Genomic DNA, 25,099 nt, shown 5'->3' on the forward strand with positions numbered 1-25,099 from the left:
ACATGCACATGAAGACTCTCTCAGCCCCCTCCCAGCACCTTCCCAGGCTTCCTGACGCCCCCTCAAACTGCTGTCCATGCAGACTCTTCTACGCGCGTTGAAGTCGCGTACCGCGTCCGTCGTCACCGTCGGCCTGCTCACCCTGGCCCCCACCGCCATGTTCGCCTCCGCCGCCCACGCGGACGTCAGCGGCAACATCTGCCAGACCGCCCTGCCCAGCCAGGCCGACGACACCCTCAACCTGATCGCCCAGGGCGGCCCCTTCCCGTACTCCCAGGACGGCGAGACCTTCCAGAACCGCGAGGGCGTCCTGCCCAGCGAGCCGAACGGCTACTACCAGGAGTACACGGTCATCACCCCGGGCGCCCCGACCCGCGGCACCCGCCGGATCATCACGGGCGAGGACGGCTCGGACTACTACACCTCGGACCACTACGTGTCGTTCTACCTGATCGACACCACTTGCTGAGGTAGCAGGGCCCACCGCTGCGTGAGGCCCGCACGGCCACCCGGAACGGGTAGCGCACTGGCCCGCGGTTCGCGAGACCGCGGGCCAGTGGGTGCCTAGGGCAGATAAGTGGTGAGGTGGCCGTCCTGCGCGGGGTCGGGGATCGGTCGTGCCTGGTCGAGCGACACGGTCGGCACGGTCGGGGATCGGCGACGCGTCGCGCGCGGGGCCCGGTGGGCGTCCGCCGTGCCCGGCGGGGCTCACTGATGAGGTGAACACGTCCCCACCCCTGGGGGCGTGCCGTTCATGGTGTCGAAAACGCTGTGAACGCGATCCCAGGTACACCGCGGAGTCGCTTGATCGCCATACCCCTCGGGCTCCACGGAGCCGGCGCCCGGATGCCGGATCACGCGCGGTCGCCGTCGGGCCCCGGGGTTCGTCTCCTCCGGGTGGATGTGGCGGCCGCGGTCGCCGAAGTTCGTCTCCTTCGGCACCCCTTCACCTCCATGGTGCCACCGCGGTCAGGTCCGCTCAATGCCGCGGTCAGGCCCGCTCAATGCCGCGGCTCACGTCCCGCCACACCGCGGCGGCCGCCACCCGGCTGTGCACCCGCAGCTTGGCGTAGGCGTGCTCCAGGTGCTTGTCCACGGTGCGGGCGGAGACGGCGAGCCGGTGCCCGATCTGCACGTCCGTCATGCCTCGGGCCAGCAGGTCGAGGACGTCCGCCTCGCGGGCGGTGAGGTCGACCGGCGGCGCCGCGACAGGCGGCGCCAGGCGGTCCAGGGCGTGGGTCAGCCGGGTGCGGAGCAGCACGGCTGAGTCCAGGTCGGCGTCGGGGAAGTCGCTGCCGGTCCGGTTGACGATCAGTGCGACGGTGCGACGGCCGCCACCGGGTGCCCAGCCGGCCGGGAAGGCCATCGCCAACTGGTACTCGGCACCGATCGGACCGAGCGTCGCACCATAGGTGCCCAGACGGTGGTACTCGGTGCGGGACATCAGGTCGGAGCGGCGCAGCGGGACGCCGCTACCGCTGTTGGTGTGCCGGAACAGCGCGTCCTCGGGGGCGTACCGGAAGAAGTCCGCCATCGCCTGCGGGGTGAAGAGCGCGCCGGGCAGGGTGACCGGATGGCGCCCGCTGGGGGTGCGGGTGGACCAGGTGAGGCTGTCGCCCGGAACCGCGCGCAGCAGCACGGGGAACAGCGCCGGCAGGAGGGTCTCCTCGTCGACGGCGTCGAGCAGCAGGTCGATCACGGCGCAGATCCGCCGCAGCCCGGCCTCCCCGGACGGTGTCACGCAACGAGCGTGCTCCCGTGGCGGAGGCCGGGTCAAGCCGGGTCCCGACAAACCCGGCCGGAGTGGGACGGCGCTACCGGGCGGCGGCGTAGACCCGGTTGACCGGGCTCTCGGCGGCCAGCTTCCAGTGGTGCAGGCCGGCGTCGTCGGCGAGGTGGCGCATGGCCTCCTCACCGGCGTGGTTGCCCATCGCCTGCGGCCCGTGCTGGGCGAGGGCGGAGGGCAGGCAGATCGCCACCGAGGCGGAGACCAGGGCGCGGCCGACCGGATTGATGTTCTCCTCGACCTCCGCCGAGGCGTTCGGCTCGACGATCATGCAGGCGCCGTCGGTGGCCAGCGCCCGCTCGGCGTGGTGCAGCGCGGCGCCGGGGTCGCCCATGTCGTGCAGGCAGTCGAAGAAGGTGATCAGGTCGTAGCCGTCACCGGGGAAGTCCTGCGCGCCGGCCACCTCGAAGCTGACCCGGTCGGCCAGCCCCTGCTCCGTCGCGAGCTCCCGGGCACGGTCGATCGAGGGCTGGTGGAAGTCGAAGCCGTGGAAGCGCGAGGCCGGGTAGGCCTTGGCCATCAGCATGGTGGACCAGCCGTACCCGCAGCCCACGTCGGCGACCTCGGCACCCGCCATCAGCCTGCGCTCGGTGCCGTTCATGGCGGGGATCCAGTCGGCGACCAGGGAGCCCGCGTAACCGGGGCGGAAGAACTTGGCGGTGCCGGCGAACAGGGCGTCGCTGTGCTCCTCCCAGCCCACCCCCTGTCCGGTGCGGAACGCGTCCATCAGCAGGTCCTCGGTGCCGTAGAGCGCCTGCATCATCGTGAAGAACCCGGCCGCGTAGGTGGGCGCGGTCGGATCGGCCAGCACGGCCGCGTGCTCGTCGGGCAGCAGGTAGCTGTCGGTGTCCCGGTCGTAGCTCACGTACTCACCGGCCACCTGGGCGGCCAGCCACTCGCGCAGGTAGCGCTCGTGCAGTCCGGTGCGCGCGGCGAGTTGGGCGGCGGTCATCGGCCCGGCGCCGGCCATCGCGGTGTACAGGCCGAGCCGGTCGCCGAGCGAGGTGCACAACCCGGCCACGGCGGCTCCGCCGTCGGTCACCACCCGGCCCAGGAACTCCATCACCTTGTCCTCGTCAACCGCCATCGGACCCACCTCCTAGGTGCTCCTCCCAGCCCAGCAGAAGGCGCCCGCTCCGGGCCATACGGGATTCTCCGTACGGACCCGGGGCGGGGCGTGTGCTGTTGACCGTCCGTCCCCAGATGGAACCGGTGTGCCAGGTGTTCCAGGTGCATCCGGTGTGCCAGGTGGGACAGATGTGTCAGGTGTTCCAGGTACATCCGGCGTCAGGTGTGCTGAAGGATCAGCTCGTCCTTGAGTCCGGACCGGATCTGGTCGCGGAGCTCCTTGGAGTCGGTGTGGCTGTGGACCGAGACCGCGTGCTCGGCGGCGGCCCGCACGACCTCTTCCTCCTCGCCGGAGATGGCGAGGGTGCAGTTCATCTCACTCGGGAATTCCCGGCAGTCGGCGACCTTGCGCATGATCGACCTCCCGACCGCGCCGTGCCGCACCCGTCGGCGGGCCACCCGCTGGCCGGAGGACCGGCGCGCGGCAGCACACGCGTGTCGCGGAACCATTGTCTCTCCGCCGGGCCGGTCGGATAGCTTTGGGGGCGCACGACCTCCGGGCTCCGGACCGGACACCCGCCAGAGAAGAGGACCTCCCCCAGCATGACCGAGACCGCTGCCCTGCCCGGCTTCGCCGGCCGGACCTACCTCTTCCAGGTCGACAACGGCGCCACCTTCCGCAACGCCTACTCGGCCGACGGCCGGCGGCTGCGCTGGGAGGGCCTCGGTGAGTCGGCGGGCCAGTGGGAGGACGTGGCGCTGCACGTCGCGCAGGTCGCGCCGGAGGTGTACTTCGTGAGCTGGACCGAGCAGAGCGGCATGACGATCAGCCACGTGATGGACCTGGCGGCGCTGACGGTCCGGGTGTTCTGGACCTACGAGGGCGAGGGCGGCCGGGTCGGCGAGCTGCACACCGGGACGCTGCAGCCGGTGGCCTGACGCTCCGGACATTCCTGATGTTCCGTCAGGTCTGACCGCCCGAGCCCGCGTGCGGCCGTCGTCGCCATTGCCACTTCCGCCGCCGCTCAGCGCCACTCGGCCGCGAAGGCGCGGGCCGGGTTCTGCCGGAAGATCAGGTCGGTCCGCTCCTCGCCCAGCGCGCGGTGCAGCCTCGGGCGCAGGCCGGTGAGCAGGAACGGCATCCCCGGGCCCGCACCGTCGGCCGCCCGCGCCGACCTGACCACGGTGTCCCCGCCGAGCAGCAGGCGCTCGCCGTAGCCTGCCTCGGCGAGCGTGACCAGGCAGTCGAGCAACCGCCAGTCGGTGGCGTGGTGCGCGCGGGAGGGTCCGTCGAAGGCCAGGTACGCGCCGGTGGCGGCCAGGTCCTGGTGGACCCTCGGCTCGGGGTAGCGGTTGAGGTGGCCGAGGATCAGGCTGCTCGGCGGCACGCCGAGGCGGTCGCAGAGCAGTTCGGCCACCTCGGGGGCGGCGGTGCCGTGCTCGTGGTGGACGGCGATCGGCGCGCCGGTGGCGTGGTGCGCCTCGGCGGCGGCCGTCATGGTGCGGCGGGCGTGCGCGTCCAGGCCGTGGTATCCGCCCGCGACCTTGATCAGGCCGGCCCGGGGAGCGTCGGGTCCGGTGCCGATGCCCACGGTCAGCTCGCGGACGAAGAGTTCGGCGAGGGTGTCGAGGTCGGGGAGCCGCTCGTAGTGCCCGGCCTGGTGCAGCCCGGTGGCCGCGACCAGGTGCACGCCGGCCGCCCGGGCCAGGGCGGGCAGTTCGGCGGCGCGACGGCCCATGCCGTACGGCGTCCACTGGATCACCGCCTGCCCGCCCGCCGCGCGGAACGCCACGAGTTCGGCGCCCGCGGCGACCGGGTCGTCCAGCTCCTGACCGGGGAGCCTGGGGCTGCGGAGGAAGAGATGGTCGTGCGCGTCGGTGACGCCCAGCTCGGCCGGATCGAGATCGCCGAGCACGGTGCGGACGGCGGCGGTGCTTTCGGCGGTGGCGGTGCTTTCGGCGGTCATGCCTGCTCCCGCGCGTCCAGCGCCTCGAAGGTGGCCGCCGCGACGCGCAGCGCGGCGAGCGCCTTCGGGGTGCCGAGGTAGGGCGCGAGGTGGACGAAGACCTCGACCACCTGCTGCCGGGTCAGCCCGACCCGCAGGCCGCTGCGGATGTGCCCGGTGAGCTGCGGGTCGACACCGCCGAGGGCGGCCAGCGCGGTGATGTTGATCAGCTGACGGTCGCGGTGCTCCAGGCCCGGGCGCTGGTAGGTGCCGCCGAAGAGGCTGGTCACGATCCAGTCCGGGAAGCCCGGGGCGATCCGCTCCAGCGCGGGCAGGGCGGCCTGCTGCGTCTCGCGGTCCTGCAGTTCGTCCAGCAGGCGGTAGCCGGCCGCGCGATCGAGGCGGGCCCGGGTCAGATCGAAGTCCATGGGGATGCTCCTGGCTCTTGAGGTCGGGGCGGCTGTGGCGGGCGGCTGTGGCTGTGGCGGGGTGACTGTTCGTCACCAGTGCCGGCCGCGCGGCAGTTGAGCCAGTTCGGGACGGCTCAGGTGCAGGACCTGGTAGCGCTCGCCGTACTCGGGGCCGGGCGTCGCGGTCCAGAGGGTGAAGGTCAGCAGCTCCCAGCAAGTGGTGTCGACGGCCAGCGCGGTGGTGTGCGCGCCCGGGCGGTCGGCGGGCAGGTCGGCCAGCGCCGACTCGATCGCCTCGGCCGGGTCCTGGTCGGGCCCGATGGGTGTACGGAGGCGGGTGGCGGCGGTCGGGGCTCCCTCGCGCCCAGGTCCGTCCTGGACGGCCAGACCGAGCCAGGAACGGACCACCGGCCGCCCGAAGTCCTCGCTGAGGCCACGGAATCCGGGTCCCCAGAGAAAGCGGTTCGCCCCCTCGTCCGCCCGCCAGAGATAGAACGGCGCGTACTGGTTGACCGGTGAACCGGCCACCCCGCGCTCCCGGAGCAGATAGGCCTTCAGCGCCAAACCCGGGAACTGGTCCAGCAGTTGACCCTTCATCGCGACCCGGCGGCGAATGATGTCCAGGTCGTAGTCGGCCGGCAGCGTGATCTCGTACTGCATCGCGTGCATCGGGTGCGTCCTCTCTCCTGTCTTCGACTGCTTCGCAAGGCTACTGTACATACTGGTAGGTACAGCGAGTGCGCGTTAATGTTCGAAAAAGGCTGGACAGGGACATGCAGACACGGAATAGTGTGATCTGAATTGTTGAATCTTCACGCGTTGTTCGCCACGCCCACCCATCTGCGTGGTGCCGCTCGACGCGTTCGCCCGAACTGCTGCTCCCCCACCTGACCGCCGCCCGCCCGCACCCCCACGCGGGCGGGCGGCTCGCTGAGCGGCGAGCCGAGCCAGCTGCCGAGCAGCCGGGCTGACACATCACCAGGTCGACATGCCGTCAGACCGACATGCCTCTTGATCGACACGCCGGATCGACATATCGGCATCACCGTCAAGCGAAAGAGAGCACCATCATGCGCATCCTGCTCGCCGGGGCCACCGGCGCCATCGGCCGCCGGCTGCTGCCGTTGTTGCTGGACTCCGGTCACCAGGTCGTCGCCACCTCGCGCTCCGCCGAGCGCCTGGCGCGGCTGCGCGAGCGCGGGGCCCAGGCGGTGCGGCTGGACGTCTTCGACCGGGCGGCGGTCGAGCGGGCCGTCGCCGAGGCCGCGCCGGACGCGATCATGCACCAGCTGACCGCGCTCGCCGACGTGGACCTCGCCGCGAACGCCAGGATCCGCCGCGAGGGCACCCGCAACCTGGTGGATGCCGCGCAGCGCGCCGGGGTGGGCCGGATCGTCGCGCAGTCCATCTCCTGGGCGTACCAGGGCGGCGATGCCCCGGCCACCGAGGCCACTCCGCTGGACGACACCATCGAGGAACCGCGCGCCACCACGGTCGGCGGGCTGCGCGCGCTGGAGCAGGCCGCCGCCGAGCTGCCCGAGCACGTGGTGCTGCGCTACGGCATCCTCTACGGCCCGGGCACCTGGTATGCGCCCGGCGGGCTGATGGCGCAGCGGCTGCACCGGGGCGAGCTGGCCGCCGGCGCCGCGGTGAGCTCGTTCCTGCACGTCGAGGACGCGGCGCTGGCGGCGCTCGCGGCGCTGGACTGGCCCAGCGGGACGGTCAACATCGTGGACGACGAGCCGGCCCCGGCGCGTGACTGGGTCCCGGCGCTGGCCGCCGCCCTCGGGGCACCGGCGCCCGCGGCGGTCCCGGCGACGGGGGATGCGACCGGGGACGGCACCGGGCGGGCCGGCTGGGAGCGCGGCGCCGACAACACGCTGGCCCGGGTGACCCGGGGCTGGCGCCCGACCCGGGCGTCCTGGCGGGACGGGTTCGCCGACTTCCGCTCCGGCAAGGACCGGTGAGAGGTGGTCAGAGACCGGGGAACCGCCCGGCGGGGGACGCGCGCCGAAGTCCGGGTCGGGCGTCAGCCTCCCTGCGCCACGTCCCGCCGGTCGAAGCCCCGGATCCCGACGGCGGCGCAGCAGAGGCTCAACCCGGCAAGCAGCGCGCAGTGCGTCCACTGGATGCCGTTGCGCAACGGGTCGCCTCCCAGGTACCAGGAGAACGGTGAGATGGCCTGGACCCAGTGCAGGCCGTTGATCTGCGGCAGGAACGAGTCGCACAGGTAGGACGCGACCGTCGCGTAGGCGCCGCCGACGACGGCGTAGAGCCGGCGGCCGGTGTAGGCGCCGATGCCGAAGGCGATCGAGGCGAAGCAGCATCCGAACAGGACCAGTTGGAAGGTCATGGCGGCCAGGTTCGCCGTGCTGATCGTGGTGAACTCGGCCGGTACCCGGATGGCGAGCTCCACGAGCAGCAGCACCACTCCGACCAGGACGATCGCGGCCAGCACGGCGAGCCAGCGGGCGGCCGCCAGCCGCACCCGCCGGACGGGGTGGGCCAGCACCAGGTCGAGCGTCCCGGCCTCCTCGTCACCGGCGATCGACTTCGTCCCGGCGGCGACGGCGAACACGGCGAGCAGGATCGGGACGAGCAGGCCGAAGACCGTGGAGCCGAAGTAGCCTGCGGCGGTGCCGTAGTCCTGGAGGTGGAACGCGTCGCGCATCGCCGTCGGGAACGAGTTGATCGCGCTGGACAGGCTCGAGTTCCGCCCCAGGACCGGCCACATCGACGAGTACATCGCCGCCACCGCGGTGATCGCCAGCGCCCAGCCCAGGAAGCCGCGCCGGTTGTCCGTCAGGTGTTTGCGGAAGACGGTGCTGCTCATGCTGCGAACTCCTTCGATCCGTTCCCGGTGGAGCCGTGCTCGTAGAAGGTGAAGAAGATCTCCTCCAACTCCGGCTCCTCGGCCAGCAGACTGGTCACCTCGAACCGGGCGGCGGCCTTCAGCAGCGCGTCCGGGCTGCCGGTCAGGATCGCGCGCAGCACGCTCGCGCCGTCGGGGGTGTCGGTGACGACGGTGTTCTGCAGCCCGGGCAGTGCCTCGAAGACCTCGGCGCCGACCCGCTCGGCGAAGGCGATCTCGACCTTGCGGTGCGCCGACTGGCGCAGCTGCTCGACATCCGCGACGGTGACCAGTTCACCGTCGCGGATGACGCCGACTCGTCGGCACGTCTGCTGCACCTCGCTCATCACGTGGGAGGAGAGGAAGACGGTCTGGCCGTTGGCGCTGGCCTCCTGGACCAGCTCGACGAACCGCTGCTGAAGGAACGGGTCCAGGCCGCTGGTCGGCTCGTCCAGGATGAGCAGTTCCGGGGCGTGCATGAACGCCTGGACGACGCCGACCTTCTGCCGGTTGCCCTTCGACAGGGTGCTGATCCGGCGGGTCAGGTCGAGGTCGAGGCGCTCGGCGAGCTCGGCTGTGCGGGCGGCGGGGACGCCGCCGCGCAGGTCGCCGAGGTACGTCAGCGCCTCGCGTCCGGTCTGGCGGCCGTCGATCCGGAAGTCCCCGGCGAGGTAGCCGATCCGACCCCGCAGCTGCGCGTTGTCGCGCGGATCGGCGCCCAGCACGCGGACCGTGCCGGACGTGGGCCGGATGAGGTCGAGCAGGAGGCGGATCGTCGTGGTCTTCCCGGCGCCGTTGGGCCCGAGGAACCCGAACACCTCGCCACGCTCCACGGTCAGGTCGAGGCCGACCAGGGCGGTCTTGCCGGTGCGGGCGTTCCCGTACCGCTTGGCCAGCCCGGCCGTTTCGACGGCGATGTCGGTCATCGCCACCCCCTTCTTCCTGCTTCTGGCTTCCGGCTCCGGTTCTGCCCGGTGCCGCTACAGCCCGTTGTCCCGCTTGAATTCCTCGATGAGGTCCGGCACCCGCTCGGCGATGAAGGCGAAGAAGTCCCTCGCGATGCGCACCCGCCGGGCCTCCGGCGCGTCCTCGTCCCCGATCAGCTCAACGCCCTTGGCCATCAGGACACTCAGGGCGCCCCAGATGGCCTTGCCGTTCATGGTCCCGGTGATCAGGGCGTCGGGGAGCACCTCGTAGGCATGCCCCCGCTGCCCCGGCCGGGTCACCCGCCGGGCGAGTTTGGCGCCCTCCAGCATGCGCATGCCGGTGGACACCGAGCCCTTGGAGAGCTGGAGCGCCCGGGCCAGTTCGGTGCTGGTCTGGTCCGGCGGGTCGCAGATCATCAGCCAGCCCAGGAGCTTGCCGTACGCGGGCGGCATGCCCAGCGTGGAGTAGAGCAGGCCGAACTCCTCGGCGTACCGCTGTTTGGCTTCCCGATCCATTGCCATCGCATCCGGTTTCGAACGTTCAGAATCTACTGAACATTCAACGCCTCCGGCAAGCCCAGGGCAAGAGAGCTGGAGCGGCGGGGCGGATCCCGGCGCCGCGTCAGCCGCCGTTCTCCTGGTGCACCAGGTGGTCGACGCAGACCGCCACCGCGAGCAGCAGAGCGGTGTCCGCGTCGTCGGCGATCCGGACTCCGTAGGTGTCGCGGAACCGGAACCACTTGCGGGAGATCTCGGCGACCCTCTCGCCGTGCCGCTCGATCCGGTAGTCCTTGTCGATCAGGTCGCCGTGGATCTCCAACTCCCCACCGTCACGCAGCTCGACGTGGTACTTGTCGCGGAACGGCGTGAAGAGCTTCTTGCGCACCGTGGCGACCACCTCCCCGTGCGCGTCCTCGATCTTCATGGCGTCCCGGATCGACAGCGCCTTCGCCTTGATCACCGCCGCCACCCGGCCGTTCGGGTCGCGCAGCTCGAAGGTGTCACGGATGCGCAGCACCTTGGCGTCCACCAGGAACGCCTTCTCGCCGTGCTCGTCCTCGATCCAGTAGTCGTCCCCGATCGCGAAGATCTTCTCCCTGACCTGGTACTTCCCCACCGGCCCGCTCCTCGTCTCGTCCTCGTCGCGCGGCACCACCGCGCCAGGGACATCCTGGCCCATCGCGCGCGGAACACCCGGCTACCACGGTGTGACCGCGATGCGCGGCGCCGCTCGGCGGTTCGCGGTCAGGGTGCGGGTGACGGCGCAGCCGGCCGGGGGGAATCCCGGCCGGCTGCGAGCCGCTGTTCACGGTGGATCCGGTGCGCGGCTGACACCGGTGACCGCTGACGGTCACTCACCGGGACCCGTTCGGGTGCCGACGCCAGCTCGTGCGGGGTGCTGCTGAACGGTCTTCCGGCTAGGGCCTCTCGTACGGATCTTGCCGGGCGCGCGACGCCGGGCATCCCGCCTGGACGCACCGGCGAATCATCCAAGTACGACCCAGTACGAGGACGATCCGCCGGCACGCCCAGCCGGGCGCCGTGGGGGCACCTCCCGGCCGAAGGCTGGGGGAGCCGCGCGCTGATCCGACAAGATCCGTAAGAGAGGCCCTAGGACGAATCCTGTTCCGCCGCCTCGGCGAGGCGCTTGATGGTTGCCAGTCGCCGATCCCAGTCGGCCGCGAGCGAGGCCATCCAACGCGCGGTCGCGTCCAGCGCTGCGGACCGCACCGCGTACCGCACCTCACGGCCGACCCGGCTTCCGGAGACCAGCCCGGCGGCGTCCAGGACGGCGAGGTGCTTGACCACCGCCTGCCGCGAGACGGGAAGCCTTTCGGCGAGCGTGGTGGCAGTGGCCTCGCCCTGGGCGGCCAGCAGATTCAGCAGCTGACGCCGCGTCGGGTCGGCCAGTGCGGCCAGGACGCTGTCGACCGGCCCGGCGGCGCGGGGTTCCTCCGTCACGCGGACGACTCCTCCGCGCGCTTCTTGAGCGCGTCGAGCTCCAGGGGCCAGCCGCCGGTGTTGTCCGTGACCGCCTTGCCGCGCAGCTCCTCGGACCCGGCCAGCGCCGCGAACCCGCTCTCCACGACGCGCAGCCTCGTCCTGTCGCCTTCCGGGGTCAGCGTGAACTCCACGAGGGTGCTGTTGTCCTCGCGCAGCTCCGCCCCGGGGAACGCGCTGGCCCAGCGGTACGCCAGGTACGTCGGCGGTTCGACCTTCTCCACGCGCACCGGAAAATCGCCGTACTCGGAGTTCTTCGCCACCATCGACTCGCCCGCCCTGGCCACGGTGCCGGGCAGGCTGGCCTTGTCGGCCACCCAGAAACCGGGTTGGGCCACCAGCGACCAGACCCGCTCCAGGGGCGCCCCGATCAGGGTTTCGCGTTCGATCCGGTCCTCGCTCATGAGGGGATCTCCTTTCCGTCCACTACTTCCGCCATTGGATGCAACTTCAGAGTTGCACATCGTCTCTTCAGGTGCAACCTAGAGGTTGCACGCCGATCGAGAGCCGCTCTCCATCGGCCTCATCGGATGCGGCCGGCATCCGGCAGCGGGGCCAGGGCTGCGCAGATCCGCACCAGCACTCTCGCGACCAGGGCCCGGGCTCCCGGGACCTCCTAAGCTGGGGAGACTGGTGGACGACCGTTGGAAGGTGGGTCCGAACCATGCGGCCGAGCGAGATTTCCGAGGTCCTGAACCGTCCGATCAGCCAGGAACTCCTGGCCCGCGACCTGACCCGCCTGGCCTACGTCGCCAAGGACGGCACACCCCGGGCCATTCCGATCGGCTTCGTCTGGAACGGCTCGGAATTCGTCATGTGCACAGCGAAGAACGCCGCGAAGCTACCGGCCCTGCGCCACAACCCGGCGGTTGCCCTGACGATCGACACCGAGGTGCACCCACCGAAGATCCTGCTCATCCGCGGTCGGGCCGAGCTGGACGCCGTCGAGGGCATCCCGGACGAGTTCCTCCAGATGAACGGCAGTTACACAATGACGCCCGAGCAACGGGTCGAGTGGGAGGCCGGCGTCCGCTCGCTCTACGACGGCATGGTCCGGATCGTGGTGACCCCGACGTGGGCGAAACTGATCGACTTCGAGACGACCCTCCCGAGCGCGGTCGAGGAGCTGGCCCGGCAGCGGGACGAGCGCGAACGCGGCGCCTGAACACCCTCACTCACGAGTCGCGTTGACCTGTGTGGACCGGCGTCCCGTCGCAGCGGAGGTCGACCTGACCGCAGGTAGCCCCGCCGGGAGGAGACCGAGCCACCGACGGCCTCACACCCTGGTCGATCCCGGTGACAGTTTGCACCCCGGCGCCGTGACACCGAGCGTGACCGCGCCCATCGAATTGGCGCACTAGTTCGATTCTGACTTGAATCTTTGCGAACGGATGTTCGATCCTGGACCCATGGCCACCCCCGTCCTCCTCCAGCCACAGGCGGCACCGGCGCCGGCGCCCGTGCCGGTGCCCGCCGCGCTGGCCGGGATGCTGCCTGCGGGCGGATTGCGGCGTGGGGTGGCGGTGTCGGTGCAGGACGACGCCGGGCTGCTGCTGGCGCTCGCCTCGGGGAACCGGGACGGGTGGTACGCGGCGGTGGGGCTGCCCGAGCTCGGGTTGCTGGCGGCCAGCGGGTACGGGATCGACCCCGGGCGGCTGCTCCTGGTGGACGCGCCCGGGCGGCAGTGGCCCGAGGTGGTGGCGGCGCTGGCGGGGGCGGTGGAGGTGATCCTGCTGCGCCCGTCCGGGGTGGTGGCGCCGCAGCTGGCGGCCCGGCTCGGGGCGGTGCTGCGGCGGAGCGGGTGCGTGCTGCTGGTGGCCGGCGAGTGGCCGGGGGCGGAGCTGCGGCTGAGCGTGCGGGAGAGCCGCTGGGTCGGGCTCGGGCCCGGGTACGGGCTGCTGGCCGGGCGGCAGGCGCTGGTTCAGGTCGAGGGCCGGGGCGCGGCCGCGCGTGGGCGGACGGCGCGGGTCTGGCTGCCGGACGAGCACGGGGTGGTCCGGGCGGCGGCGGAGGCCCCGGGGGCGGCATCTGGTGCGGCTCCGGGGATGACCTCCGGGATGGCTTCCGGGATGGACGAGACGCGGGACGGTGCCCTCGGGCCCGCCGCCGTCGGGGTGGGGCTCGACGAGGAGTCGGGCGACGCGGTGGGACGGGAGCGGCTGACGGCGGTGTGAGATGACTGCTGTCGAGAAGAGTGACGCCGCCGGTACCGGTGCGGCCCTGGCCGATGACGTCCTGGTCGACCCGGTGCGCGTGCTGGTGATCTGGTACCCGGACTGGCCGATCGTCGCCACCGGTGGAGTGGCGGAGCCCGGCCAGGCGGTGGCCGTGGTGGAGGGCGGCCGAGTGCTGGCCTGTTCGAACGCGGCGCGGCTGGCCGGGGTGCGACGCGGGCAGCGGCTCCGGCTGGCCCACCGGCTCTGCCCCGAGCTGCGGCTGCGGGAGCGGGACCCGGCGGGCGAGACCCGCTGCTTCGAGCCCGTGCTGGTCGCCGTCGAGTCGTTCACGCCTCGGGTGGAGGTGCTGCGGCCCGGGCTCTGCGCGATCCAGGTGAAGGGACCGGCCCGCTACTTCGGCGGGGAGCGGGCACTGGTCGCGGCGGTGCTGGCGGCGCTGGCCGAGCTGCGGGTGGGCGAGGGGGCGGAGGCGGACCGCGACACGGACTGGGGCGGGCCGGTGACGCCGGTGACGGCGCCGGCTGCCGCCCCTGAGCCCACCGCTGCCCCAGCCCCGCAGGCCGGGGTGGCGGACGGCGTCTTCGCCGCCGCGCTCGCCGCCCGCGCCGGGGTGCTGGTGCCCGCCGGCCGGACGGCCGAGTTCCTGGCCCCCTACCCGGTCGCCGCGCTGGAGGACGAACCGCTGGCCGAGCTGCTGGTGCGGCTCGGCGTGCCCACGCTGGGCGACTTCGCCCGGCTGCCGGCGGCCACCGTGGCCGACCGGTTCGGGCCCGCCGGGCGAGCCGCGCACCGGCTGGCCCGAGGCCGGACCGCCCGCCCGCCGGCCGGTCGAACGGCTGGGCCCGACCTGGCGGTCGAGCAGCGCTTCGACCCGCCCGAGTTGCTGGTCGAACCGCTGGTCTTCGTCGGCCGCGCACTCGCCGAGCGCCTGCACGAGGCGCTGGCCGGGGCCGGGCTGGCCTGCCGCCGGGTGGCCGTGGAGGTGACCTGCGCGGACGGCAGCAGCGCCGCCCGGCTCTGGCAGCACGAGGGGAGGCTGTCCGCGCCCGCGCTGGCCGAGCGGGTGCGCTGGCAGCTGCAGGCCTGGCAGGGCTCGGGGTTCTTCGCGCCCACCACCGGCGGGTTCACCGCGCTGCGGCTGGCGCCGGACGAGCTGGTGGCCGACCACGGGCGGCAGTTGGCGCTCTGGGGCCAGGCGGTGGTCGAGGACCGGGTGGAGCGGGCGGCGGCCCGGGTGCAGGCGCTGCTGGGGTACGGCGGGCTGAGCCGGGTGGAACGGATCGGCGGGCGCGGTCCGGACGAGGTGCTGGTCAGGGTGCCCTGGGGCGAGCGGCCTGCGCCGGCCGCCGACCGGGACGCGCCCTGGCCGGGACGGCTCGGCCACCCGGCGCCCGGCGTGGTGCCGTCGGCACCGGTGCCGGTGACCGTGCTGGACACGGCCGGACTGCCGGTCACCGTGACCGGGCGGGCCGAGGTCTCCGCGCCGCCGGTCCAGTTGGTGCTGGACGGACGGGTGACGGTGATCACCGGCTGGGCCGGGCCGTGGCCCGCCGTCGAGCGGTGGTGGGACCCGGACCTGGCGCGGCGCCGGGCCCGGTTCCAGGTCACCCTCGCCGACGGGCGGGCGCTGCTGCTCGTCCTGGAGGGCGGGGGCTGGGCGGTGGAGGCGGCCTATACCTGACGATCCATCAGTCGACGGTGAGATTTCGAACGGAACTTCCGAGCAGCACGAAGAACGAACGGCCCGGCACCATGGGATTCGACAGTCAGTCCAAGCTCCCCTGGAGCGAACTCCGGGACCGGATGCACGGCCGCGACCGGACGCACGGCCGGGACGGCGGCCACCACCCGGACCCGGGTGCGGGCGCCGACGTGCTGCGCCTGCCCGGGCCACCCCGGCCGTCCGGGCCCCGTAAGGGCGTCCCCTGGGCCGAGTTGCACGTGCACTCCGCGTTCAGCTTCCTGGACGGCGCGAGCGAACCGGAGGACCTGGTCGCCGAGGCGCTGCGGCTGGGCGTGGAGACCCTGGCGATCACCGACCACGACGGGCTCTACGGCGCGGTCCGGCTCCATCTGGCCGCCAAGGACACCGGCCTGCGCACCGTCTTCGGCGCCGAGCTCAACCTGCGGGGCTCCCCCGACGCGGCCCATTCCCCCGGCGTACCCGGCATGCCCACCGCACCTGGTGCGCCAGGCCTGCGTGGCGAGCACCTACTGGTCCTGGCCCGCTCCGCCGAGGGCTACCAGCGCCTGTCCGCCGCGATCGCCACCGCCCAGCTGGCCGGCGAGGGCAAGGGCCGGCCCGCCTACACGTTCGAGGAACTCGCCCAGGCGCACGGCGGCGAGTGGGCGGTGCTCACCGGCTGCCGCAACGGCCGGGTGCGGCGGGCCCTGGAGGAGCGCGGACCGGACGCAGCGCTGCGCGAACTGCTGCTGCTCACCGAGGCGTTCGGGACGGCGAACGTCTTCGTCGAGCTGATCGACCACCGGCTGCCCGGGGACGACCCGCGCAACGACGCGCTGGCGGCACTGGCCGCCCGGGCCGGCCTCGCGGTGGTCGCCTCCAACAACGTGCACCACGCCTCCCCCGCCCAGGGGCGGCTGGCGCAGGGGCTGGCCGCACTGCAGGCCCGGAAGACGCTTTCCCAGGCCGCCGGGTGGACCAGGGCGGCGGGCACCGCGCACCTGCGCTCGGGGGCCGAGATGGCGGCCCGGCTGGCCCGGTTCCCCGGGGTGCGGGCGGCCACCGCCGAACTCGGCCGCGCCTGCTCCTTCGAATTCACCACCTTGAAGCCGGAGTTGCCGGTCTTCCCGGTACCGGACGGGCACACCGGGTTCAGCCGCCTGCGCGAACTGACGCTCCAGGGCGCGGAGCGCCGCTTCGGCCCGGGCCACCAGGCGGCTCAGGCTCAGCTGGCCAGGGAACTCGACGTGATCCGCCAGCGGGACCTGGCGGGCTACTTCCTGATCGTCCACGACCTGGTGGAGTTCTGCCACAAGCAGGACATCTGGTGCCAGGGGCGCGGTTCGGCCGCCAACTCGGCGGTCTGCTACGCGCTCGGCATCACCGCCGTCGACCCGATCCACTACGGGCTGCTCTTCGAACGCTTCCTCAGCATGGAGCGGGACGGCCCGCCCGACATCGATCTGGACATCGAGCACCGGCGCCGCGAGGAGGTGATCCAGTACGTCTACCAGCGCTACGGCCGCGCGCACGCCGCCCAGGTGGCCAACGTGATCACCTACCGCCCGCGGCTCGCGCTGCGCGACGCGGCGCGGGTGCTCGGCTACCCGATGGATCAGGTGAACGCTTTCTCCCGGCAGGTCGACTTCCACTCCGCCCCCGGCGCGGACGCCGTGATCCCGGCCGACGTGCTCGATCTGGGGAGCCAACTCAGCGGACTCCCACGCCACTTGGGCATCCACTCGGGCGGCATGGTGCTGACCGGACAGCCGATCGGCCAGATCTGCCCGACCGAGTGGGCCCGGATGCCGGGCCGTTCAGTGCTGCAGTGGGACAAGGAGTCGACGGCCGGTGCGGGCCTGGTCAAGATCGACCTGCTGGGGCTCGGCATGCTCTCCGCCCTGCACGACGCCTGCACCCTGGTGGCCGAGCACCACGGTCGCCGACTCGACCTCGACAGCATCCCGAAGGAGGACGAGAAGGTCTACCGGATGCTCTGCCGGGCCGACACCGTCGGGGTGTTCCAGGTCGAGTCGCGGGCCCAGATGTCCACCCTGCCGAGGCTGAAGCCGACCGAGTTCTACGACCTGGTGGTGGAGGTCGCCCTGATCCGGCCCGGTCCGATCCAGGGCGGTTCGGTCCACCCCTACCTGCGCCGCCGGGCCGGGCAGGAGAAGGCCGACTGCCCGCACCCGCTGATGAAACGGGCCCTGGACAAGACCCTCGGAGTCCCGCTGTTCCAGGAGCAGATGATGCAACTGGCCATCGACTGCGCGGGGTTCACCGGCGCCGAGGCCGACCGGCTGCGCCAGGCGATGGGCGCCAAGCGCTCGCACCAGCGGGTGGCCGAGCTGCGCCAGCGGCTGCTGGACGGGATGGCGGAACGCGGCATCCCGTCACAGATCGCCGAGGACATCTTCACCAAGATCGAGGCCTTCTCCAACTACGGCTTCCCGGAGAGCCATTCGATCAGCTTCGCCTACCTGGTGTATGCCAGCGCCTGGTTGAAGTACCACTACCCGGCGGCCTTCACCTGCGCACTGCTGGCGAACCAGCCGATGGGCTTCTACTCGCCGCTCAGCCTGATCACGGACGCCCGTCGGCACGGCGTGACGGTGCACCCGGTGGACGTCAACCTCAGCGCGGCGGGCCCGACCCTGGAGGGACCTCGGGACGACCCGGCGATCCGGCTCGGGCTGGCCACCGTGCGCGGTCTCGGCGAGGAGCAGGCGCAGGCGGTGGCCGCCGGGCAGCCGTACCGGGGGCTGGAGGACTTCGCGCACCGCACCGCCCTGTCGGCTCCGGTCCTGGAGGCGCTGGCCACCGCAGGGGCGTTCCGCTGCTTCGGGTTGACCAGGCGTCAGGCCCTGTGGTCGGCTGGCGCCCTGGCCCTCGGTGGCGACAAGGGCCTGCTGCCCGGCACCACTCCGGGGACGGTCGCGCCCGAACTCCCGGCGATGACACCCGTCGAGGAGACCATCGCCGACCTGTGGGCCACCGGATCCTCCGCCACCAGCCACCCGGTCGAGCACGTCCGCCCCGACCTGACCCATATCGGCGCCACCTGCGCGGTCGACCTGCCCGCGCTGGCCCACGGCAGCCCGGTCCTGGTCGGCGGACTGGTGACGCATCGTCAGCGACCGCCCACGGCGGGCGGGGTGCTCTTCCTCAGCCTGGAGGACGAGACCGGTCTGATCAACGTGGTCTGCAACCGCCCGGTCTGGGAGCCCCAGCGTCGCACCGCCCTCGACCGGGCCGGGCTGCTCATCCACGGCCATGTCGAACGCAACCAGGGCGCCACCAACGTGGTCGCCACCAGGATCCGGCCGCTGCGGGTGGCGATCTGATCCGGCACCGACGAGACGAAGGAGCATCGCGCGGCGCCACGTCCTCACCGGCACCGCCTTCCCGGGAGTCCGCGATGATGACGCCGGCGTGCGACAGGGCCGTGGCGCCGCTCCCGGTACCTGGCACGGCCTGGCAGGATGCCGCTATGAGCTACCTCGCGGTCGACTCCCGCTACACCTCGATGACCTACCGCCGCGCCGGGCGCAGCGGCGTGCAGCTGCCCGCCGTCTCGCTCGGGCTGTGGCACAACTTCGGCGACACCCAGCCGCTGGAGGTGCAGCGCGCCGTGCTGCGCCGTGCCTTCGACCGGGGCGTCAACCACTTCGACCTGGCCAACAACTACGGCCCGCCGTACGGCTCGGCGGAGCGGAACTTCGGCACCCTGTTCGCCCAGGACTTCCGCCCGTACCGCGACGAGCTGTTCATCGCCTCCAAGGCCGGGTTCGACATGTGGCCGGGCCCCTACGGGGACGGCGGCAGCCGCAAGTACCTGCTGGCCAGCCTGGACCAGTCGCTGGCCCGGATGGGCCTGGACTACGTGGACGTCTTCTACTCGCACCGCTACGACCCCGACACGCCCCTGGAGGAGACCATGGGCGCCCTCGCCTCAGCCGTCCAGCAGGGCAAGGCGCTCTACGCGGCGATCTCCAACTACCCGGCCGAGCAGCACCGGGAGGCGGTGGCGATCCTGCGCGAGCTGGGCGCTCCGGCGCTGCTCAACCAGTCCCGCTACTCGATCCTGGACCGCTGGGTCGAGGACGGCGTGCTGGACGCGGTGGGCGACACCCAGACCAGCCTGATCGCCTACTCCCCGCTCGCCCAGGGTCTGCTGACGGACCGCTATCTCAGTGGCGAGGTGCCGGCCGGCTCCCGGATGTCGGTCGGGCACTTCCTCAAGGAGGAGGCGCTGACCCCGGCCAAGCTGGAGCAGCTGCGGGCCCTGGACAAGCTCGCCCAGCAGCGCGGGCAGAGCCTGGCCCAGCTCGCGCTGAGCTGGGTGCTGCGTGACCCCCGGGTGGTCTCGGTGATCATCGGCGCCAGCAGCGTGGCCCAGCTCGACCAGAACCTCGACGCGTTGGCGGCCGGACCGCTGAGCGCCGAGGAACTGGCCGAGATCGACCGGCTGAGTAGCTGAACCACTGAACCGCTGAACCACTGAGTCGCAGTGCTGCCGAGTTCGGCTCCGCAGGGCCGGCAGCACGGCAGCACGGCAGCACTGCGGCACTGCGGCACTGCGGCACGACTGAACGTCAGAACTGGCTGATCGGCGTGTACTTGTAGCCGACCCGCCGCACGGTGACGATGCTGTCCCGGTGCCCGACCCCCAACTTGCGGCGCAGGCGGGCGACATGAACGTCCACCGTCCGGCCGTCGCCGACGTGGCCGTAGCCCCAGACGGCGGAGACCAGGTGGTCGCGGGTGTGCACGCGCTGCGGGTACTGGGTCAGGTGGGCGAGCAACTCGAACTCCAGGTAGGTGAGATCGAGCAGCTTGCCGTCGACGTGGGCGCTGCGCCGGTCCAGGTCGACGCTGAGCCCACGCGGGGCCGGACGGCCTCCGCGCTCCGGGGCGGCGAGCGCGATCGGAGCGGTGGGCGTCGCGTCGGCCATGGCAGGCGCCAGTTCAGCCGGTACCAGCACCAGGTAGCCCACCATCGCTGGGGCCGCCCCGCCCGGTGTGCCCAGCTGAGCCCCGTACTGCGCGAGCAGGGCCTGTGGCAGGGCGGAGTGCGGAAGCGAGGCGACCACGGTGGCACCCTGCGGCAGGACGCCGAGCAGTTCGGGAGTCACGCCCGGCTGCCCGGTCAGCTGGGCATGACCGATCGGCAGCAAGGTCGGCAGGATCGGTGCGGCTGGTGCAGCCGGCCCGGCCGCCGCCGGGTGCCGACGTTCGGCGGTGGTCGGCGCGGCAGTGACCGAGCGGACGGCGCGCAGGTGCGGGGTGGCGGCGGGAGCGGTCAGGGTGGCCGAGGAGGAGGAAGGCATGAGGCAGCTCTTTCGCACAGAACGATGGGTGGACGTCGTCTGCGCGTCGGACCGGACTCCGCAGCCCGTAGCTGACCGGAGGTCGTAGGACCTGGGGTCAGCGGTGGGCGAGCCGGGACGCGCGAGGCCAACCCGGACAGGTCTGGTCGAAGAGGTGCGGCTGCCGGGACGGCCAGAACGGCTCGAGGTCCTGACGGCCTCGGCTGCTGTCCACGGTGGCGTGCATGCCGCCAGTGAAGCAGATCCCCTGGGCACGGCGGTGCACCGGCTGTCGTGCGACAGATGAACGCTCCGCCGTCATGGTGCTGCCCTCCCCCGGGTGATCCCGCCGGACGCGTTGGATGCGGCGCGGCGTGCTGACCCAGAGGCTTCCATGCCGACCGGCTCCAGGGCAAGCACCGTTCCGATATTCGGACGCGATGCTGAGACGACGGCGCGGGCCACGGTGCGCGCGGCGGCCCGGGCGGCGGGCGTCCAGCAGCGCGCCCTCGAACGCACCGTCAACGGCGGTCGGCCGCATGGCGCACCAGCTGGATCAGCACCTCCTTGCCGTCCTCGCGCTGCCTGGCATCGCAGAGCACCACCGGCACACCGGAGTCGAGGTCGAGCGCGGCCCGGACGTCGTCCACCGCGAAGACCTGGGTGCCCTCGAAGCAGTTCACCGCGATCACGAACGGGATGCCGCGCTGCTCGAAGAAGTCCACCGACGGGAAGCAGTCGGCCAGTCGGCGGGTGTCGGCCAGCACCACCGCGCCGAGAGCGCCACGGGCCAGCTCGTCCCAGACGAACCAGAACCGGTCCTGGCCCGGGGTGCCGAAGAGGTAGAGGGCGAGGCCCGGGCGCAGGTCGAGCCGCCCGAAGTCCATCGCCACCGTGGTGGTGCGCTTGGCGACCACGGCGCTGGTGTCGTCCACCGGGCGGCCCAGTTCGCTCAGCCGCTCCTCGGTGCGCAGCGGGCGGATCTCGCTGACCGCGCCGACCAGGGTGGTCTTGCCGACCCCGAAGCCGCCGGCCACCAGGATCTTCAGCGCGACGGTCGGCGCACCGTCAGCAGTGCGCCAGGGAACGGAGCCTGATGATCCGTCAGAGGCTCTAGAGTGCTCGGAGGCCATTGATCACTTCGAGAAGCAGGCGCTCGTCCGGCAGTTCGGCGAGCGGAACGGGGCGGGTGACGCCGATCAGCCCGGCATCGTGCAGGTCCCCGAGCAGCACCCGGACGATGCTGACCGGCAGGTCGGTGTACGAGCCGAGCTCCGCCACCGAGAGCGTTCCCTGGGCACAGAGGTCCAGGATCGCGTGGTGTTCCGGGTCCAGCACCGGCTCGGGCTGGAGGGGCTCGCGTTCCGCACGGTCGGCCGGGTCGGCGAGCGAGATCATCGAGATCAGGTCGAAGAACTCCTCGCCGGCCGGTCTGGTCCGACCCCTGGTCATCGAGAAGAGCCGCACCACCGGGCCCGCCTCGTCGTCGAACCACTGCTCCTGGTCGGAGAGTTCGTCGAGGTCGGCGGCCTCGGCGGGGCCGGTCGGATCGCGATCCGGTGGCTGCCCGATCATCCGGCCGGATGCCGGGGCTCGGCGGCGAGGTGCTCCCCGACCCGCTTGACCAACAGGGCCATCTCGTAGGCGATCTGGCCGATGTCGGAGTCCGCGTCGCTCAGCACGGCCAGGCAACTGCCGTCACCGGCGGCGGTGATGAAGAGGAACGCCTCGTCCAGCTCGACCATGGTCTGCCGCACCCCGCCGACGTCGAAGTGTCGGCCGGCGCCCTTGGCCAGGCTGTGGAACCCGGCGGCGACGGCGGCCAGATGCTCGGCGTCCTCCCGGTCCAGTCCCTGCGACGCTCCGGTGGCCAAGCCGTCGCTGGAGAGGATGACGGCGTGCCGCAGCGACGCAACCCGCCCCACCAGGTCATCCAGAAGCCAGTTGAGGTCGCCGGACGGCTGGGTCATTGCGGTCATCGATCAGGTCCTTCCGCTGGTGCGGGTGGTGCTGGGCGTGGAGCAGCCGGCAGGGCCGGAGGTACGGGGGACGCCGCCAGCGCGCGGCGGGCGTCCGGGAGGGGTGGCCGCCGGTCGAACGGCGGCACTCCGACCGATCCGGGGGTGCCCGGCGACGGCACCGCGGGTGCGGCGGGCCGGGAGCCGGCGGGCGGGGGCGCTGCGGCCGAGGGCGTGGCCCGCCCCCGGCTGAAGCCGCGCTGGAAGGAGCTGAAGGTGGCCCGCGCCTCCTCGGGCGAACGCTCGCGCGCGGCCTGCGGGTCGCCCGCGCGGTCGGCCGACCGGTCCGCCTCGCGTGCGGCGGCCTCCTTCAACTGCGGTGCGAGATTGGCCTGCCGGACCCGGCGCGGCAGCAGTCCGCCGGCGGCCGGTTCGGACTGCTGTGGCAGCACGTCTGCTGACGCATCGTCAGCTCCGGGGAGGTCGGGCGCCGTGTCCTGGCGCCGGTGCCGCCCCGTGCCCCCGGACGCGGGCACCAGGACAGGCCCGCCGGACGCCCGGCGCCGCGGCAGTCCGCCAGGCGTCCGCGCGGGCTCGGCGCCGGCCGGCTGCGGCCCGGTGACCGCACGCTGCTGCACCCCGCGCTTGGGCTCGCCGGCACGCGACGTCACGCCGCCCGCCACGGCCACCAGATCGCGCTGCCTCGGCACGGCCGAGGCGCTCCCGGCACTACCGCCCGACAGGCCACCGGACCCGGCACCGGACCCGCCGCCCGCTGACACTCCATCGGAGGCGCCGCCCGCCGGAGCACCGCCGGACAGCAGCGCGCCGCCCGGCACCTCCGCCAGCAGCTCCCTGGGTATCAGCACCACGGCCGTGGTCCCACCGTAGGGCGAGGCCCGCAGGCTCACCCGGATCCCGTGCCGCCGGGCCAACCGGCTGACCACGAAGAGCCCGAGCCGGTCGGTGTCCGTCAGGTCGAAGGCCTGCTCGACCTCCAGGCGCTGGTTGATCTCCACCAGCGCGGGCTCGCTCAGCCCGAGTCCGCGGTCGTCTATCTCCAGCGCGAAGCCGTGCGCCACCACCTCGCCCTGCACCGTCACCTGGGTCTGCGGCGGCGAGAACACCGCGGCGTTCTCGACCAGTTCGGCGATCAGGTGGGTGACGTCGGCGACCGCGCTGCCGAGCAGCCCGGTGCTGGGGAACGGCCGCACGATGACCCGCGCGTAGTCCTCCACCTCGCCGACCGCCGCGCGCACCACGTCGACCATCCGCACCGGCTTGCGCCAGGCCCGCCCGGGCGAGCCGCCGGAGAGGATGATCAGACCCTCGGCGTGCCGCCGCATGCGGGTGGTCAGGTGGTCGAGCTTGAACAGGTCCTCCAGCTCCGCCGGATCCTCGGTGCGCCGCTCCATGGTGTCGAGGAGGGTCAGCTGACGGTGCAGCAGCACCTGGCTGCGCCGGGCCAGGTTGACGAAGACGGCCGAGACGCCGCGCCGCAGTTCGGCCTGTTCCACCGCGGCCCGCACCGCGGTGCGCTGCACCTGGTTGAAGGCCCGGCCGACCTGCCCGATCTCCGCGTCGCCGAACTGCAGGTCGGGTGCCTCGGCGGCGATGTCCACCGGTTGTCCGTCGCGCAGTCGCAGCATCACCGAAGGCAGCCGGACAGCGGCCAGTTCGTGTGCGGCGTTGCGCAGTCCGATCAGCTCCCGGGCCAGCCCGCGGCCGATCCGCAGCGAGACCACCACCGAGAGCGCGATCGCCAGCAGGCCGACCACACCGGCGATCGCACCGCGCCAGAGCAGGCCCATCGCATAGGCGGTGGCGCGGGTGCCGAGCGAGTCGGCCAGCTTGCTGTTCTCCTGGGCGAGGTCGTCGAGGATGTGGTCGGCGGTCGTCCGCCAGGCCGGCTCGCTGATGCTGGCCACCGCGTCGGCAGGTTCGCTGGCGCTCTGGAACTCGCGGTCGGCCAGGTCCAGCGCCCGCCAGTCGTCGCCGCCCTGCAGCGCCAGGTAGTCGCCCTGGTCGGGCTGGTCCAACTCGCCGATGTAGACCTGGAAGAGCGCCTGCTGGTCGTGCATCGGGTCGAGCACGGCCTGCTCCTGCAGCAGGATCGGGTTCTGGGTGCCGAGCAGGCCCTCCATCGCCGCGTCCTGCTGCGAGAGGTACTCCCTGGCCCGGGTCAGCTCGATCAGGATCGTTCCCTGGCGCGGCAGTTGGCCGTTCTGCTGGCTGACGAACGCGGCCCGGAAGTCGAACGCGGGCTGGATCAGTCCGCTGTACTGGGTGATCGCGAAGCCCCAGCTGATCGACTGCTGCCCGACCTGGCCGCGCAGCAGGGTCAGCTGGCTCGCAGCGTTCAGCAGGTCCTGCAGCCGGGCCCGTTCGCTGCCGTTCAGCCGGCCGGAGCCGGCGCCGGTCGCCTTCTGCCGCAGCGCCGCCAGGTCCTGGTCGGTGGCCTTCTGCGCGTTCAGGTAGTCGCTCTGCACGTCCGAGGCCTGCGGTCGGGCCAGCAGCACCACCGCGGTGCGACGCTCGCCCTGCAGATCGCGGACCACCTGGTCGACCGGGGCGCCGAAGGCCTTGTAGGTCGAGGCCACGTTCAGCTGGTTCCAGAAGTCGCTGGTGGTGACCAGGGTGGCATAGGCCCAGAGGCTCACAAGCGCCACGATGGGCACGAGGAGCAGCGCGATGATCTTCGCGCGGATCGAGCTGCTGCGCAGACGCATGGAGTCCTCGGTCGGGTGTGCCCGGGTGGGAGTCTGCGCGAGCTTACTACTCGATCCTGACTGGTTCGACGGGTCTTGGAGATCGATCCTGATCTGTTGTTCACGGGTTTCTGATCCGTTGTTGGCAGACGCATGATCCAGCATTGGCAGGCACATGTCGGCTGGCACGGGTGACCGCTGATGATGTCTCTCCCAGCGCGCTCCCATCGCGCTCCCACTCTGCTCCCGCCGCGCTCCCACGGTGCTCCCAG

25 protein-coding genes are annotated in these 25,099 nt (G+C 72.4%); 8 read left to right on the plus strand and 17 right to left on the minus strand.

What is annotated here, in order from left to right:
- Positions 1–76: 76 nt before the first annotated feature.
- Positions 77–469 carry a ribonuclease domain-containing protein gene (locus P3T41_RS21265; protein ID WP_280691564.1) on the plus strand — a complete coding sequence of 131 codons (393 nt, stop codon included), beginning with the start codon at positions 77–79 and terminating at the stop codon, positions 467–469.
- A 522-nt stretch (positions 470–991) separates the two neighbouring features.
- Here the strand turns inward: P3T41_RS21265 and P3T41_RS21270 are convergent.
- From P3T41_RS21270 to P3T41_RS21280, 3 genes are all read right to left on the minus strand, one after another.
- Positions 992–1,741, minus strand: coding sequence for a helix-turn-helix transcriptional regulator (locus P3T41_RS21270; protein ID WP_280691565.1), 750 nt, complete (start codon positions 1,739–1,741; stop codon positions 992–994).
- 73 nt (positions 1,742–1,814) lie between these two features.
- Entirely contained in the window at positions 1,815–2,873 is a 1,059-nt protein-coding gene (locus tag P3T41_RS21275; protein WP_280691566.1) for a class I SAM-dependent methyltransferase, read from the minus strand.
- A 200-nt stretch (positions 2,874–3,073) separates the two neighbouring features.
- On the minus strand, positions 3,074–3,268 hold the full coding sequence (locus P3T41_RS21280; RefSeq protein ID WP_280691567.1) for a DUF1059 domain-containing protein: 195 nt from the start codon (positions 3,266–3,268) through the stop codon (positions 3,074–3,076).
- Positions 3,269–3,457: 189 nt separating this feature from the next.
- Here P3T41_RS21280 and P3T41_RS21285 point away from each other — a divergent pair, with 189 nt between their 5' ends.
- On the plus strand, positions 3,458–3,793 hold the full coding sequence (locus P3T41_RS21285) for a MoaF N-terminal domain-containing protein (protein ID WP_280691568.1): 336 nt from the start codon (positions 3,458–3,460) through the stop codon (positions 3,791–3,793).
- 86 nt (positions 3,794–3,879) lie between these two features.
- On the opposite strand, the gene P3T41_RS21290 is transcribed toward P3T41_RS21285, so the two are convergent.
- The 3 genes from P3T41_RS21290 to P3T41_RS21300 form a co-directional block, all read right to left on the minus strand.
- The gene (locus tag P3T41_RS21290) at positions 3,880–4,821 is read right to left on the minus strand and encodes a phosphotriesterase (protein ID WP_280691569.1); all 942 of its coding nucleotides are present in this window, start codon (positions 4,819–4,821) and stop codon (positions 3,880–3,882) included.
- Positions 4,818–5,228: a carboxymuconolactone decarboxylase family protein gene (locus tag P3T41_RS21295; protein ID WP_280691570.1), complete on the minus strand. Its 411-nt coding sequence runs from the start codon at positions 5,226–5,228 to the stop codon at positions 4,818–4,820. Before P3T41_RS21295 ends, P3T41_RS21290 begins: the two co-directional genes overlap by 4 nt.
- Positions 5,229–5,300: 72 nt before the next feature.
- Positions 5,301–5,879 carry a DUF4865 family protein gene (locus tag P3T41_RS21300; RefSeq protein WP_280691571.1) on the minus strand — a complete coding sequence of 193 codons (579 nt, stop codon included), beginning with the start codon at positions 5,877–5,879 and terminating at the stop codon, positions 5,301–5,303.
- A gap of 401 nt (positions 5,880–6,280) precedes the next feature.
- On the opposite strand from P3T41_RS21300, the gene P3T41_RS21305 reads away from it, so the two are divergent.
- The gene (locus tag P3T41_RS21305; RefSeq protein ID WP_280691572.1) at positions 6,281–7,177 is read left to right on the plus strand and encodes an NAD(P)-dependent oxidoreductase; all 897 of its coding nucleotides are present in this window, start codon (positions 6,281–6,283) and stop codon (positions 7,175–7,177) included.
- A 62-nt stretch (positions 7,178–7,239) separates the two neighbouring features.
- Here P3T41_RS21305 and P3T41_RS21310 read toward each other — a convergent pair whose 3' ends face one another.
- The 6 genes from P3T41_RS21310 to P3T41_RS21335 all read right to left on the minus strand — a co-directional run bounded on the left by P3T41_RS21310 (position 7,240) and on the right by P3T41_RS21335 (position 11,392).
- Positions 7,240–8,043 carry an ABC transporter permease subunit gene (locus tag P3T41_RS21310; RefSeq protein ID WP_280691573.1) on the minus strand — a complete coding sequence of 268 codons (804 nt, stop codon included), beginning with the start codon at positions 8,041–8,043 and terminating at the stop codon, positions 7,240–7,242.
- The gene (locus P3T41_RS21315; RefSeq protein WP_280691574.1) at positions 8,040–8,987 is read right to left on the minus strand and encodes an ABC transporter ATP-binding protein; all 948 of its coding nucleotides are present in this window, start codon (positions 8,985–8,987) and stop codon (positions 8,040–8,042) included. The genes P3T41_RS21310 and P3T41_RS21315 overlap by 4 nt, the downstream gene beginning before the upstream one ends.
- Before the next feature lie 54 nt (positions 8,988–9,041).
- Positions 9,042–9,509 (minus strand): MarR family transcriptional regulator, encoded by a 468-nt coding sequence (locus tag P3T41_RS21320; RefSeq protein ID WP_280691575.1) that lies wholly within the window; start codon positions 9,507–9,509, stop codon positions 9,042–9,044.
- A 100-nt stretch (positions 9,510–9,609) separates the two neighbouring features.
- Positions 9,610–10,167: an LURP-one-related family protein gene (locus P3T41_RS21325; RefSeq protein ID WP_280691576.1), complete on the minus strand. Its 558-nt coding sequence runs from the start codon at positions 10,165–10,167 to the stop codon at positions 9,610–9,612.
- Positions 10,168–10,598: 431 nt separating this feature from the next.
- A complete protein-coding gene (locus P3T41_RS21330; protein ID WP_280691577.1) occupies positions 10,599–10,949 on the minus strand; it encodes a metalloregulator ArsR/SmtB family transcription factor in 351 nt (116 codons plus the stop codon).
- Positions 10,946–11,392 carry an SRPBCC domain-containing protein gene (locus P3T41_RS21335; protein WP_280691578.1) on the minus strand — a complete coding sequence of 149 codons (447 nt, stop codon included), beginning with the start codon at positions 11,390–11,392 and terminating at the stop codon, positions 10,946–10,948. Before P3T41_RS21335 ends, P3T41_RS21330 begins: the two co-directional genes overlap by 4 nt.
- A gap of 260 nt (positions 11,393–11,652) precedes the next feature.
- Between P3T41_RS21335 and P3T41_RS21340 the strand changes: the two genes are divergently transcribed.
- From P3T41_RS21340 to P3T41_RS21360, 5 genes are all read left to right on the plus strand, one after another.
- Positions 11,653–12,153 (plus strand): pyridoxamine 5'-phosphate oxidase family protein, encoded by a 501-nt coding sequence (locus P3T41_RS21340; RefSeq protein WP_280691579.1) that lies wholly within the window; start codon positions 11,653–11,655, stop codon positions 12,151–12,153.
- 244 nt (positions 12,154–12,397) lie between these two features.
- The gene (locus P3T41_RS21345) at positions 12,398–13,162 is read left to right on the plus strand and encodes a hypothetical protein (protein WP_280691580.1); all 765 of its coding nucleotides are present in this window, start codon (positions 12,398–12,400) and stop codon (positions 13,160–13,162) included.
- A 1-nt stretch (position 13,163) separates the two neighbouring features.
- Positions 13,164–14,846, plus strand: a complete 1,683-nt coding sequence (locus P3T41_RS21350) for a DNA polymerase Y family protein (RefSeq protein ID WP_280691581.1) — start codon at positions 13,164–13,166, stop codon at positions 14,844–14,846.
- A 71-nt stretch (positions 14,847–14,917) separates the two neighbouring features.
- Entirely contained in the window at positions 14,918–18,196 is a 3,279-nt protein-coding gene (locus P3T41_RS21355) for an error-prone DNA polymerase (protein ID WP_280691582.1), read from the plus strand.
- A gap of 146 nt (positions 18,197–18,342) precedes the next feature.
- The gene (locus P3T41_RS21360; protein WP_280691583.1) at positions 18,343–19,332 is read left to right on the plus strand and encodes an aldo/keto reductase; all 990 of its coding nucleotides are present in this window, start codon (positions 18,343–18,345) and stop codon (positions 19,330–19,332) included.
- Between the two features lie 115 nt (positions 19,333–19,447).
- On the opposite strand, the gene P3T41_RS21365 is transcribed toward P3T41_RS21360, so the two are convergent.
- From P3T41_RS21365 to P3T41_RS21385, 5 genes are all read right to left on the minus strand, one after another.
- Positions 19,448–20,182 carry a winged helix-turn-helix domain-containing protein gene (locus tag P3T41_RS21365; RefSeq protein WP_280691584.1) on the minus strand — a complete coding sequence of 245 codons (735 nt, stop codon included), beginning with the start codon at positions 20,180–20,182 and terminating at the stop codon, positions 19,448–19,450.
- A gap of 500 nt (positions 20,183–20,682) precedes the next feature.
- A complete protein-coding gene (locus tag P3T41_RS21370) occupies positions 20,683–21,294 on the minus strand; it encodes an ATP/GTP-binding protein (protein ID WP_280691585.1) in 612 nt (203 codons plus the stop codon).
- A complete protein-coding gene (locus tag P3T41_RS21375) occupies positions 21,275–21,736 on the minus strand; it encodes a DUF742 domain-containing protein (RefSeq protein WP_280691586.1) in 462 nt (153 codons plus the stop codon). Before P3T41_RS21375 ends, P3T41_RS21370 begins: the two co-directional genes overlap by 20 nt.
- Positions 21,733–22,140 carry a roadblock/LC7 domain-containing protein gene (locus tag P3T41_RS21380; RefSeq protein ID WP_280691587.1) on the minus strand — a complete coding sequence of 136 codons (408 nt, stop codon included), beginning with the start codon at positions 22,138–22,140 and terminating at the stop codon, positions 21,733–21,735. The genes P3T41_RS21375 and P3T41_RS21380 overlap by 4 nt, the downstream gene beginning before the upstream one ends.
- Positions 22,137–24,848, minus strand: a complete 2,712-nt coding sequence (locus P3T41_RS21385; protein WP_280691588.1) for a nitrate- and nitrite sensing domain-containing protein — start codon at positions 24,846–24,848, stop codon at positions 22,137–22,139. Before P3T41_RS21385 ends, P3T41_RS21380 begins: the two co-directional genes overlap by 4 nt.
- Positions 24,849–25,099 lie beyond the last annotated feature (251 nt).

The organism is Kitasatospora sp. GAS204B, from assembly GCF_029892155.1.
GTDB lineage: Bacteria > Actinomycetota > Actinomycetes > Streptomycetales > Streptomycetaceae > Kitasatospora.

Coding starts and splice junctions, on each gene's coding strand:
- P3T41_RS21265 (WP_280691564.1), top strand. CDS start 77: ATGCAGACTCTTCTACGCGCGTTGAAGTCGCGTACCGCGTCCGTCGTC.
- P3T41_RS21275 (WP_280691566.1), bottom strand. CDS start 2,873: ATGGCGGTTGACGAGGACAAGGTGATGGAGTTCCTGGGCCGGGTGGTG.
- P3T41_RS21280 (WP_280691567.1), bottom strand. CDS start 3,268: ATGCGCAAGGTCGCCGACTGCCGGGAATTCCCGAGTGAGATGAACTGC.
- P3T41_RS21285 (WP_280691568.1), top strand. CDS start 3,458: ATGACCGAGACCGCTGCCCTGCCCGGCTTCGCCGGCCGGACCTACCTC.
- P3T41_RS21290 (WP_280691569.1), bottom strand. CDS start 4,821: ATGACCGCCGAAAGCACCGCCACCGCCGAAAGCACCGCCGCCGTCCGC.
- P3T41_RS21295 (WP_280691570.1), bottom strand. CDS start 5,228: ATGGACTTCGATCTGACCCGGGCCCGCCTCGATCGCGCGGCCGGCTAC.
- P3T41_RS21300 (WP_280691571.1), bottom strand. CDS start 5,879: ATGCACGCGATGCAGTACGAGATCACGCTGCCGGCCGACTACGACCTG.
- P3T41_RS21305 (WP_280691572.1), top strand. CDS start 6,281: ATGCGCATCCTGCTCGCCGGGGCCACCGGCGCCATCGGCCGCCGGCTG.
- P3T41_RS21310 (WP_280691573.1), bottom strand. CDS start 8,043: ATGAGCAGCACCGTCTTCCGCAAACACCTGACGGACAACCGGCGCGGC.
- P3T41_RS21315 (WP_280691574.1), bottom strand. CDS start 8,987: ATGACCGACATCGCCGTCGAAACGGCCGGGCTGGCCAAGCGGTACGGG.
- P3T41_RS21320 (WP_280691575.1), bottom strand. CDS start 9,509: ATGGCAATGGATCGGGAAGCCAAACAGCGGTACGCCGAGGAGTTCGGC.
- P3T41_RS21325 (WP_280691576.1), bottom strand. CDS start 10,167: ATGGGCCAGGATGTCCCTGGCGCGGTGGTGCCGCGCGACGAGGACGAG.
- P3T41_RS21335 (WP_280691578.1), bottom strand. CDS start 11,392: ATGAGCGAGGACCGGATCGAACGCGAAACCCTGATCGGGGCGCCCCTG.
- P3T41_RS21340 (WP_280691579.1), top strand. CDS start 11,653: ATGCGGCCGAGCGAGATTTCCGAGGTCCTGAACCGTCCGATCAGCCAG.
- P3T41_RS21345 (WP_280691580.1), top strand. CDS start 12,398: ATGGCCACCCCCGTCCTCCTCCAGCCACAGGCGGCACCGGCGCCGGCG.
- P3T41_RS21350 (WP_280691581.1), top strand. CDS start 13,164: ATGACTGCTGTCGAGAAGAGTGACGCCGCCGGTACCGGTGCGGCCCTG.
- P3T41_RS21355 (WP_280691582.1), top strand. CDS start 14,918: ATGGGATTCGACAGTCAGTCCAAGCTCCCCTGGAGCGAACTCCGGGAC.
- P3T41_RS21360 (WP_280691583.1), top strand. CDS start 18,343: ATGAGCTACCTCGCGGTCGACTCCCGCTACACCTCGATGACCTACCGC.
- P3T41_RS21365 (WP_280691584.1), bottom strand. CDS start 20,182: ATGCCTTCCTCCTCCTCGGCCACCCTGACCGCTCCCGCCGCCACCCCG.
- P3T41_RS21370 (WP_280691585.1), bottom strand. CDS start 21,294: ATGGCCTCCGAGCACTCTAGAGCCTCTGACGGATCATCAGGCTCCGTT.
- P3T41_RS21375 (WP_280691586.1), bottom strand. CDS start 21,736: ATGATCGGGCAGCCACCGGATCGCGATCCGACCGGCCCCGCCGAGGCC.
- P3T41_RS21380 (WP_280691587.1), bottom strand. CDS start 22,140: ATGACCGCAATGACCCAGCCGTCCGGCGACCTCAACTGGCTTCTGGAT.
- P3T41_RS21385 (WP_280691588.1), bottom strand. CDS start 24,848: ATGCGTCTGCGCAGCAGCTCGATCCGCGCGAAGATCATCGCGCTGCTC.